This is a genomic window from Paenibacillus sp. LS1 (assembly GCF_026013365.1).
In the GTDB taxonomy this organism is placed as follows: domain Bacteria; phylum Bacillota; class Bacilli; order Paenibacillales; family Paenibacillaceae; genus Paenibacillus.
Window position 1 is genome coordinate 98,524 of sequence record NZ_JAPDOE010000004.1, and the last position, 11,900, is coordinate 110,423.

Consider the following 11,900-nt stretch of genomic DNA (forward strand, 5'->3'; position numbering starts at 1 on the left):
GATCCTCCTCCTAATTAACAATGCTGATCGATATGCCAAACGTGCCGCCTGCATGAGCAGAGCGGCATGTTCAACGTTCTTTGTTTACTATAACTCAGTTCCATTACCCTGATATAGCTGAATTTTTACCTGCATCACGCGCATGGGTGTATAAGTCGGCATACACGCCTTTGGCTGCGATTAGTTCCTGGTGCGGTCCTTCCTCCACAATCTCGCCATTCTCCATTACCAGAATTCGATCGGCATGCATCACTGTGGACAGGCGATGAGCAATGACAATGGTGGTGCGTCCCTGGGATACCGATTCCAGCGCCTGCTGCACGAGCTGTTCCGTGTGTGAGTCCAGATTGGCGGTTGCCTCATCCAGGATGAGCACTCGGGGCTGGAACACTACGATCCGGGCAAATGAAATCAACTGCCGCTCCCCGGCGGATAGTCCGCTTCCGCGTTCGGATAGATGTGTATCATATCCTTGAGGCAAACGTGAAATCATCGCATGTGCCCCGACAAACCGGCAAGCCTCAATTGCCTGCTCTTGCGTAATATCCTCTCGAAACATTCTCACATTATCAATGATGGAACCGGAGAACAGGAAGGGTTCCTGTTGAATCAGACCCACGATCCGATGAAGCTTGGTCTGTGGCAAATGGCGAATATCGGTGCCATCAATCTCAATACTGCCCTTGTCTACATCATAGAAGCGATTGAGCAGGGAGATCAATGTACTTTTGCCAGCGCCTGTTGTGCCCACGATACCTACCATCTCACCCGGATAGAGGTGCAGGTTCATCTGCTGAATCAAGGGCCGATCAGCCCGATAACCGAACGATACATCATTAAAATCAATCTGTCCCATTACATTCTGAGGTTCCAGTGACGATGCAAGTTTGGGTGTGGGATCGGCAACTTCCGGTCGCGTATTCAGAATGTTCCAGATGCGATCCATCGAAACGGTAGTAGACTGGAATGTATTCCACTGCATCGTAATCTGGTTAATCGGTTGAAAGAATTGGCGAATATAGCTGATAAACGCGTACAGTACCCCAACTTGCAGGGACTCACCCAGTACGGCGCGACCTCCAAGCCAAACCATCATGACCAGTGCCGCATTGCCAAGGATATCAAATGTTCGGTTGAATATGACATTGGAGCGGGCTTGAGCGATGTTGGCTTTCAGATGGAGCGCATTCTGTTCCGAGAAACGTTTCTTCTGTTCTTCTTCCTGATGAAAAGCTTGAATTAAGAACATACCGGACAGGTTTTCCGCCGTAAAAGCAATCAAGCGGGAAAGACGCATACGAGCATTTTGATATGCTTTTCGCAGTCGACTTCGGAATAATACCGCAACCACCGCAATCACAGGCAGAACGATCAGGGAGTAACTCGCCAGAACCGGATCAAGCTGGAACATAAAGACGATAATGAGTACCAGCATCATGCCATCTCGAATCAGACTGAGCAGTACTTGCGTGAAAAAGCTACTGATGGTTTCCGTATCACTGGATACGTTCGTGACCAGGCTGCCGATATGGAAACGGTCAAAGAAGGACATGGACATTTTGGAGATATGCTTGAACAGGTCCTTTCTGATCCGGGATACAATGTTCTGTCCCACGTGCTGCAACAGATTATTCTGGATATAGGTAAAAATAAAACTGATGACAGCCAGCCCGAGAAAGATGGCTGCGAGCTGAACGAGAAAGCCGACACTGGTCTGGCCTACGGCCAGATGATCATCGATGGCGATCTTCACCAGATAGGGTTGTAGCAGATCTGCCGATATGCCAAGCAGTGAACAGAAGAAGATACCGGCAAAAGCCCATTTATGTGGTTTGGCGTATGCCATCATGGCCTTAAACGAAGTTCGTTTACTTTGATCGGCCTCTTCATCTGGGCGAAGTTCAGCGTTAGCGTTAGACATGATGTAATCCCTCCTCCTGCAAACGGTAGGTTGCTGCATATAACCCCTTGGCAGCCATCAGCTGAGCATGTGTTCCCTGTTCAGCAACTCGTCCTTCATCCAGAACGATAATATGGTCCGCATGACGGACCGCGCTGATGCGGTGAGAAATGATTAATGTGGTCTTGCCTTTGCCGATCTCACGCAGGCTGCGCAGAATCCCACTTTCTGTGACGGCATCAACCGCGCTCATGCTGTCATCGAGGATGAGAAGCTGCGCCTGTTTGATCAATCCCCTCGCCAGACTTGTACGTTGCCGTTGTCCTCCAGATAGCGTAAGTCCTCGTTCGCCAAGTAGGGTATTGAAGCGGTCGGGAAAACGGACAATATTGTCATAGATCATAGCTTGGCGCGCACTATGCTCGACTGTCTCCAACGATACTTCCCGGTCGCTAAATGCGATGTTATCCCGAATGGTGGTGCTAAACAGGAATCCATCCTGAGGGACATAGGCGATGCGTGATCTCAGGCTTTCAAGGGACAATTGCCGAATGTCTGTACCATTGATGCGGATTGTTCCTTCAGGTGGTTCATATGTACGCAGCAATAGCTTAACGAGGGTGCTTTTCCCTGAGCCGGTCTTGCCTACTATCCCAACCGTTCGCCCGGCACGGATATTCAGTTGAATGTTTTTGAGAGCAGGAGATGAACTGCCAGGATAGGAGAAAGTTAGATTCTCCATGGTGATCTCTTGTACGGTTTGGAGTGCTGTAGCTTCAGGAAGCTCACGCACATCTGCTACTTCGCTCAGCAGGTCATTCACTCGCTCCAGGGATGCGCCCGAGCGCTGAACGGTATTAATGACATTACCGATCTGTTGAAGCGGTCCCATAATAATGCGCAGATATAAGGTTAAAGCGACAAAACTCCCGAGTGTAATAGAATTTTGCATTGTCATAATACCTCCGACAAGCAGAGAAACGACCAATGAGATGGCTCCCAGCAGCGGGAGCAATGCTTGAAACAAGGAAGACAGACGAACGAGTCGAAGCTGTTTGCTCTTGATCTCATCGACGGTAGTTCCAAAGCGCGCACGAGCACTGTCTTCAATAGCAAACGTCTTGGTTACGCGAATGCCGCCCAACTGTTCTTCTGCAGATTCCGTCATGGTTGCAAGAGCTTCCTGTACGTCACGAGAGCGTTTGCGAATCCGAGGACCAAAAAACACGACCAGAAATGGAATCGCCAGCAAAGGAACAACACTGATCAGAATAAGCGTCAGCGGAATCCCGCTAAGCAGCATCATGACAATACAGGATAACAGCAGGAAGGTGGCATTGGTCATGAGTGTCACACCGTTGGATATGGCTTCACGGACGGAAGTCACGTCATTCATGACATAACTGAGCAGTTTTCCGTTCCCCTGTTTGGAGAAATAATGCTCGCTAAGTTCGGAAAACTTACTGAATATACGCTCACGTGTCATGAATTCGAAGCGTCGACCCAGCTTCATAATCATGAATTGCCCGGTACCGAACAGCAGATTATACCCGATGGCAATAGCCAAAAGGGACAGGCTGTACCTTACGACGGTCTGCATCTGAAGTGTGTTCTGCATCAACTGATCCGTGAAGCTGCCAAGTATACGGGGCAAGGATGCTTGCCCGACATTGGAGGCGATGATCAGAAGAACAGCAACCAGATAGATAGGCCAGTTCGACACAACATAACCGCGAAGTAATCCTTTCTTGGACATAAGCGTTGTTCTCCTTTTGTTATAGGTGAAGTCAGTTCAGGCAGGTGAAGTCAAGAAAAGGGCCGACACCTGTTATTAGCGCGTCGTGCCCTCTTACTGTATGCGATCTAGTTCGTTGTTTATCCGTCATCCGATAGATTTCTCTATTCTTATTTTTGCGCTAATCCGAATCGATGTCAACGAAGTCAGTTAGCAAAAAGAAAATGGATCGGATTAGCTACGGCGGGGAAGAGATGTATGTCGTGTTCCCGTGTTGTATTCACCATTTGTCGAAATTACTGAAACATTTTCTAAGGGTATCCCGTCTGTAGGGATGAAGAGGTAAAAAATAGGCTTTACTAATCATATGGAGGTGCCAGGAAATGAAACATAAAAAAGGATTGGCTGCAACACTTGCGCTCTGCGTTTCTTTGACAGCAGGAGGTGCATCGGTACTCGCTTTTTCAGATGTGAAGGATGAAGGGCAGAAGTCGGTTGTGGATTCTTTGAAATCAAAAGGCATTGTTAACGGAGTAACGGCGGATCTGTTCCGTCCAGATCTTGCATTGTCCGAGCCTCAGGGTGTTCAACTGATTGTGAATGCATTTGGTCTGAAAAATGCATACGCTGCGTCTTCCGCTCAGGATAAAATTAGTCCAGACACTTGGTATGCTGACGCTGTTCAAGCGGCTACGCAAAACGGGTTGTCCGTTCCGGTAGAAGTGAATCCGCAGGGTAAGATGACACGCGAGCAGTTTGTTATTTTGCTGCATGAAGGAATTAACACAACCGGGAATTATCCGGTCATCATGAAGTATAATCTTGTTAAGGACGAAAATAAAATCGGTAAGGACGCCATATCTGCAGTCCAGAACCTGCTGAACATGAACATCATTGAACTGGATAAGGACGGTAACTTCCGTCCAGATCAGTCGCTTACCCGTATGGAGGCTGCAAGCATGATCTTCAATGCACTCGAATTTGTGGATAAACACGGCAATGGCGGCTCAGCAGAGCCAACTCCAACCAATCCAGGTGAAGGCCAACAAGCGATTGTACCTGAAGTAACAACGACGAAGGTTGATGACAAAACAACCAAAGTTAAACTCAGTGCTGAAATGCCACACCCTGGTTATGGACTGAAGATTGATGATGTGAAATTGGAGAAGGATGGACGTGCCATCGTACTCTATTCCATTATTCAACCTGATCCGGACATGATGTATCCAATGGTCATTACAAATGTGACTGCAGAAGCGGATATCCCAACAGGCTATACGGCAGAAGCTCAGCCTTCTGGGAAGTAATCAATTCTCCTGAACAGAATATAGCTTAACTTAAACCCACCCTTCATGCGTGCATGGAGGGTGGGTTTTTTAGTTGAGGTGGGAAGCTGTACCTAGGCTGTCAACCGCTAAGAATGCGGATGGCTCCTGGTGATCGAAACGGGAAGAAGGGTGGAGCGAATTCATCTCGGTCAAGTTGCAAGATAACTACTATTCTTTAATGTGATATATTAAGTTACATCGTATGAAGTGTAATAAGTTATTTATGTCATGTTAATTAACAAAAAAATCTCTCGTATTCGAAGAGTGAAAGCAATATTTGTTTAGGTTATAAAGCCAATTCGAGTTACCCGAGTGGCTTTTTTTATAGGCTTTTCCCAAAAATCTTAAGAATATCGGCTGCTATGCCTTGTGCAAAAACTACATATACAGCTCCATATCTCCAGTGTTTACAAGCTTTTGTGTATCCTATAGGCAAAGATAAAAACAACATATATACGAAAGAGAGAGGAGAATTATAGAATAAAGGCAAGCAATTACGGGCTTGTAATATGCGATATGTGTATGGTAGAAAATATTACATTATTGTTCGACGTTTTATTGTCTTTCTCTGGAGTATGATGCTTTTAGACATAAATACCATGTCCAATAAGTATATGTGGGTTTTGACTTAAGGCCTGTTTTCTAACCTCTGTTTAGATTTTACATCTTTCCAAGTCCATGTGATGAAACTCCAAATGACATCTGTAGGAGGAAATGAGTCAAATTCTACATGTTTTACATCCCCAAAATGACAATGACAAGCTGGAAACAAAAGTGTAAACCCCCGTTTTAACAGTATATTCCGTGATTTTAGAAGTGAAGATTGAAAATGGCATATTTACGGATTCGCAAATGAACCATAAACTCGGTATGTAAGCGTTACCAATCGAGTGGGAAGGCCGGATTTTCATTAGAAAAGGAGGAAACTACTGATGCAGCCAAATGGGAAGCCCGCCTTGTCGCAAAACTTAGCGGTAAACACGAATCCGAACAGCAAGAAAAATAAATTATGGAGAAGGATGATTCGAAACTGGGAGTTGTATCTTTTTATCGCACCAGCCTTTCTATACTTTCTGATATTCCATTATGGTCCGATGTATGGCATACAAATCGCTTTCAAAAACTTTATCCCTACACTTGGTGTCACGGGAAGTCCATGGGTAGGATTTGATCATTTCATCCGTTTCTTCAATTCTTATTATTTCTGGGACTTACTATGGAATACCCTTAGCATCAGCTTGTATGAGCTGGCTATAGGATTTCCGCTGCCGATCATTCTTGCGTTAGCTTTCAATGAAGTAAAGGATTCCTTCTTCAAGCGTACCGTGCAGACCGTCACGTATGCACCTCATTTCATTTCGGTCGTCGTGATGTCGGGGATGATCATTACCTTTTTGTCACCCTCGTCAGGCATGATTGTTAATTTGGTGGAGGCCCTTGGATTTCAGGCACCTCAATTTCTGACGGACCCTGCGTGGTTCAAGACAGTGTATGTGCTGTCAGGAGTCTGGCAAAGTGCAGGTTGGGGCACCATTATATACCTTGCCGCTCTATCGGGTGTGGACCCCCAACTGCATGAAGCAGCTGTGGTGGATGGTGCGAGCCGGTTCAAACGGATTTTACATATTAACATTCCAGCGATCATCCCTACGATTACCATTTTGTTAATTCTGAATATGGGCAGTATTCTGGGCGTTGGATTCGAGAAAATTTTGCTGCTGCAAAATCCGCTTAACATGGGCTCGTCCGATGTCATCTCGACATTCGTTTATAGGTCCGGTCTGGTCGATGCGCAATACAGTTTCTCTACGGCGGTGGGATTGTTCAACTCCGTAGTTAATGCGATTCTGCTTATTACCGTGAATCAGATTGCACGCCGCACCAGTGAAAACAGCCTGTGGTAAAAGGAGGGGAAAACACATGTCAACCGCAGTGAAAGAAAGCAGAAGCGATAAATTATTCTTATTGTGCAATTACATCTATCTGACGATAGCGCTCGTCATTGTGTTGTATCCGCTGCTATACATCATCAGTGCTTCAATCAGTGATCCCAAATACGTAAGCTCCGGTGAAATGTGGCTGCTTCCAAAAGGAATAACGTTTGAAGGCTATGCCCGGGTGTTTGAGAACACCAACATCTGGATCGGGTACAAAAATACAGTCATCTACACCGTCGTAGGTACGATCGTCAACCTGATTGTCACGCTACCAGCAGCCTATGCGCTTAGTCGCTCGGATTTTGTGGGACGAGGTTTCTTCATGGCAATGTTTATGGTAACGATGTTCTTCAGCGGAGGGCTTGTCCCGAGTTACTTACTGGTTAAGGATCTTGGCATGGTCAACAGCATGTGGGCACTTATTCTGCCAGGAGCTGCATCCATCTGGAATATTATCGTATGCCGTACGTTCTTCCAATCGACCATTCCCAAGGAACTTCAGGAAGCGGCACATATTGATGGGTGTACCAACACCCGGTTGTTCATCAAAATCGTGCTCCCGCTTTCCATGCCAATCATTGCAGTGATGGCGCTTTTCTACGGAGTGGGACACTGGAACAGCTATTTCAGTGCCATGATCTATCTGAACGATTCCTCCAAGTATCCGTTGCAGCTCTTTCTGCGCCAGATTCTGGTGCTTCAGGAAATGGCGGCTCAAGGGGGAGGCGCGATTGATACCTCATCAGCAACAGCGATGAATACCAAAGCGGAGATCGCTGCGCTGGTTAAATATGCTGTCATCATTGTTGCGACCCTTCCGGTCATTGCAGTCTATCCATTCCTCCAGCGTTACTTTGTCCAGGGTGTTATGATCGGTTCCGTTAAGGGATGATCTTAATCCATATACCACATTAAACAAGGGGAGTTGTTGTCATGAAAAAGCTTCACAAGGCTTCATCCATTACACTTTGTCTCACCTTATTCGCAACATTGCTTGCAGCTTGTGGTTCAACCAATGAAGACGGAAGCTCAACCTCCAAGGTTGAGGGGGTCAAAAAAGAAGGCTTCCCCATTGTAGATGAAACGCTAACGTTGAAGGTTATGTCCCAGGATGCGGGTGTAGCTGATTGGAGCACGATGCCTGTGCTGCAAGAAATGGAGAAACTGTCAGGCATCAAGCTGGAATACCAGCTTTCACCGATCGACAGCTTTGAAACGAAGAAAAATCTGGTTTTTGCGAGCGGGGACTTGCCGGATATGTTCTATGCTGCAGATCTCAAACCAGCGGAGCAAGTAACTTATGGCAGCCAGGGGATTCTGATCCCATTGGAAAAATACATTGACGAAGGTTACGCGCCCAATATCAAAAAGATCCTCGATGAGAACCCGGATGTTCGTAAATCATTTACAACGCCTGATGGGCATATGTATGCACTCCCATTCATTGACACGGCGGCTGTGTGGTACAGAGGCCCGATGTGGTACAACGGGGAATTCCTAAAGACGCTTAATGTAGATGAGCCCAAGACTACGGAAGAATTGTATACGTATCTTAAGCGTGTCAAAGAAGAAGACCCTAATGGCAATGGCCAGCAAGATGAAATTCCGCTTACTTCTGTAAAACTGGATGATCTTCGCATGTTTTTCTTCGGCTTCTGGGGAATGTACAACGAAGGGATCTATTCCGATAAAGACGGAAAAGTTCACTATCCTTATCAAGAAGAAGGTTACAAAGGTTATCTGACATTCATGAACCGCTTGTGGAAGGAAGATTTGCTGGATCATGAGACCTTCTCACAAACAGGCGATCAGAAGAAAGCAAAAGGTGAAAGTAACAAACTTGCGCTGTTCAACGATTACCATCCGTACTTCACGCTCGGAGGTGAACCTAGCACGGAACATCCGCTGATGACGCCCGTGAAGAGCGAGGTTGCAGACTCTCCTGTATACGGCAAGCATCCGGGGATGTCGGCTCGCGGTACCTTTGCTATTACGAGCAGCAACCCGTCCCCTGAGGCGACGATGCGCTGGATCGACTATATATACAGTTACGAAGGAGCGACCCTGTTCAATCAAGGTCCTGAAGGCGTGCTGTGGCAATTCAAAGACAAGGAAAATCATGTCAAAGAGTGGCTTCCTGTTCCTGGCGGCGGTGATCGTGAGGAATACCGGGGTAAAATCACGCCGAACTTTGGTATCTTGACACCGGGCATTAATGATCCGGATGTAGCGAAAGGGCTTCGCACCGAATTTGATGAGTGGATTGACCAGCAGAATCAAGAGAAGTTGGTACCTATCGGAAAAGCTCCATTTCCTAACGTTTATCTGACGAATGAAGAACAAAGCGAAGCGACGGCCTTACTGTCTGATCTGGATACGTACGTTAAGCAGATGGAAGCGAAGTTCGTGACCGGCCAGGAACCGCTTGAGAACTGGGATAAATACATTGCGCAGCTGAAGAAAATGGGCAGCGACCGTATCATCGAACTGTATCAGGGGGCATATGACCGCTGGAATACCGGCCAATAAAAAAGTCTGTCAATATATATCCCATGAAGAAGGACAATGATTAGGTTCAATGATTTTTCTCATATATGAATTCTCAGGGGAGGGTGTGGGCAGATATGCAGAAATGGTTTGAAGAAGCCAAACTGGGGATATTCATTCACTATGGCATCTATGCTGTAGACGGGGTTGCGGAATCCTGGTCTTTCTATAATGGCAGGATATCCTATGATGAATATATGAAACAGTTGGATGGTTTTACGGCATCGGCATTCAATGCGGAGAAGTGGGCGGACTTGATTGAAAAGTCTGGAGCCCGCTATGCCGTGCTGACAACGAAGCATCATGATGGTGTTGCTCTATGGGATACGCAGTATAGTGACCTCAATGTCGTCAAACAGACACCCGCGAATCGGGATATCGTGAGGGAATATGCAGAAGCGATTCGGGAGAAGGGCATTCATCTGGGGATGTACTTTTCGCTGATCGATTGGTCGCACCCGGATTATCCCAGCGTATATGAAGGCGGAAAAGTACCAGAGGACCTCAGCAGTGTCAACCGGCATTCAAGTCCTGTGGACGGCGTTCAGGATCAGGAGAAATGGCAGAAGTTCCTGCAATTCAATAACCATCAACTGGAAGAGATTTTGACGAATTACGGAAAAGTGGATCTGCTGTGGTTCGATGGGGACTGGGAACGAAGTGCCGAGCAGTGGAATCTGCCGGACTTCAAGCATTACCTGCAATCCTTCAACCCGGATATCATCATCAACTCCCGTCTGCAGGGTTATGGAGATTACAAGACGCCGGAGCAGGGCATTCCGATTACAAGACCAGAGGGACTCTGGGAATTCTGTACCACGATCAACACATCTTGGGGTTATGTGCCAACAGATCATAAATATAAATCACTTAATCAGATCATTCGAATGTTCTGTGATTGTATTTCGATGGGCGGAAATATGTTACTGGATATCGGCCCGCGTGAAGACGGGACCATCGATCAGAGGCAGGAGGACATCCTGCTTGGGCTGGGAACATGGATTCGGATCCATGAGGAGGCTGTTTTCGGGACGGGAGAAGGGATTATGCCTCGCTATTATTTTGGGGGAAGCACCGTATCAGAGGACAGAAAGTCATTGTACCTATTTGTGTATGACGAGCCAAAAGAGAATGTGTGCATCAAAGGTCTCTGCAATCCGATCAAGAAAATTACCGTGCTGCATTCGGGCAAAGAGCTTCATCATGAGATTCATGGGGGCGTGCCTTGGTTCAATATCCCGGGAACAACGTGGATTAAGATGACCCCGGAGGATACACATGAACAGGTGACCGTTCTTAAGCTCGAATTCGATGAGGAGCTGGAAATGTATGGCGGCTCTGGAGCCGTTGTCACCCATAACTAACCATTACAGGGAGGGTGTGCGCTGATAGATGCATGCCCTCCCTTACGAATTGGAGAGAGCGACATGAACAGAAGTGGAGTGCCGGAACCCAAGATTGAGTATGCTCCCAAACATTATATATGCAATCGTGCGCAGGAACCGCTGGTCTTAGACGGCCGTGTGGATAAGGCATTTTGGGATGCGGCCCCTTGGACGGATGATTTCGTTGATATCGAAGGGGATCTTCGTCCGAAGCCAGGGAAACAGACACGGGTAAAAATGCTGTGGGATGACGACTATTTCTATTTTGCTGCCGAGCTGATTGAAGATCAGATCTGGGCTACGTTGACTGAGCGTGATTCCGTTATTTTTTATGACAATGACTTCGAGATTTTTATCGATCCCGATGGGGATTCCCATCAATATTATGAGTTCGAGATCAATGCACTCAATACGGTATGGGACCTGCTATTGGTGAAGCCGTATCGGGATGGCGGACCTCCGGTCAATGGATGGGATATCAGCGGTCTCAAGACGGCCGTATATATCGATGGTGACCTGAATAATCCTGGGGCTGATAATCGGAAATGGAGCGTGGAAGTTGCAATACCCTGGACCAGTCTACAGGAGTGTGCCGAAGGAAACCGTCCGCCTGCACCCGGTGAGTTCTGGCGTGTCAACTTCTCGCGCGTAGAGTGGCGGACCGAGGTGCAGGACGGTGAGTACCGCAAGGTGCTGAATCCAGATACGGGCAAACCTTATCCGGAAGACAACTGGGTGTGGTCACCTATGGGTATTATCAACATGCATTACCCGGAGTTGTGGGGCTATGTCGTATTCTCGGATGACGGAACCGATCAGTCGTTTAAGTTGCCGGAAGACGAGCGAATTAAATGGGAGCTTCGCAGGCTTTATTACCGTGAACGCAATTATTATGAAACCCATGGTGAATTTACACAGGATTTGAAGCTGCTTATGGGTGAGGAATCATTGATTTGTCAGCCTGTAATTGAAACAACCCGTAGTTTATTTCAGATTAGTACGCCTTCCTCGGACGGCACTACCTTAATCTGTATTCGGGAAGACGGAAAGCTGTGGAAGGAGTGAGCT

At 47.0% G+C, this 11,900-nt stretch carries 8 protein-coding genes; 6 read left to right on the forward strand and 2 right to left on the reverse strand.

The window, feature by feature from the left end:
- Positions 1-103: 103 nt before the first annotated feature.
- Both OM416_RS17635 and OM416_RS17640 read right to left on the reverse strand, forming a co-directional pair.
- Positions 104-1,921 carry an ABC transporter ATP-binding protein gene (locus tag OM416_RS17635; RefSeq protein WP_264931678.1) on the reverse strand — a complete coding sequence of 606 codons (1,818 nt, stop codon included), beginning with the start codon at positions 1,919-1,921 and terminating at the stop codon, positions 104-106.
- On the reverse strand, positions 1,914-3,656 hold the full coding sequence (locus OM416_RS17640) for an ABC transporter ATP-binding protein (protein ID WP_264931679.1): 1,743 nt from the start codon (positions 3,654-3,656) through the stop codon (positions 1,914-1,916). The genes OM416_RS17635 and OM416_RS17640 overlap by 8 nt, the downstream gene beginning before the upstream one ends.
- 362 nt (positions 3,657-4,018) lie before the next feature.
- Here OM416_RS17640 and OM416_RS17645 point away from each other — a divergent pair, with 362 nt between their 5' ends.
- The 6 genes from OM416_RS17645 (at position 4,019) to OM416_RS17670 (ending at position 11,897) form a co-directional block, all read left to right on the forward strand.
- On the forward strand, positions 4,019-4,942 hold the full coding sequence (locus OM416_RS17645) for an S-layer homology domain-containing protein (RefSeq protein WP_264931680.1): 924 nt from the start codon (positions 4,019-4,021) through the stop codon (positions 4,940-4,942).
- A 953-nt stretch (positions 4,943-5,895) separates the two neighbouring features.
- Positions 5,896-6,867 (forward strand): ABC transporter permease, encoded by a 972-nt coding sequence (locus OM416_RS17650; RefSeq protein WP_264931681.1) that lies wholly within the window; start codon positions 5,896-5,898, stop codon positions 6,865-6,867.
- A gap of 16 nt (positions 6,868-6,883) precedes the next feature.
- Positions 6,884-7,792: a carbohydrate ABC transporter permease gene (locus tag OM416_RS17655; protein ID WP_264931682.1), complete on the forward strand. Its 909-nt coding sequence runs from the start codon at positions 6,884-6,886 to the stop codon at positions 7,790-7,792.
- Positions 7,793-7,833: 41 nt separating this feature from the next.
- Positions 7,834-9,429 (forward strand): extracellular solute-binding protein, encoded by a 1,596-nt coding sequence (locus tag OM416_RS17660; protein WP_264931683.1) that lies wholly within the window; start codon positions 7,834-7,836, stop codon positions 9,427-9,429.
- A 95-nt stretch (positions 9,430-9,524) separates the two neighbouring features.
- Complete coding sequence (locus OM416_RS17665) at positions 9,525-10,811, forward strand: alpha-L-fucosidase (RefSeq protein ID WP_264931684.1); 1,287 nt, start codon at positions 9,525-9,527, stop codon at positions 10,809-10,811.
- A gap of 63 nt (positions 10,812-10,874) precedes the next feature.
- Complete coding sequence (locus OM416_RS17670) at positions 10,875-11,897, forward strand: carbohydrate-binding family 9-like protein (protein ID WP_264931685.1); 1,023 nt, start codon at positions 10,875-10,877, stop codon at positions 11,895-11,897.
- Positions 11,898-11,900 lie beyond the last annotated feature (3 nt).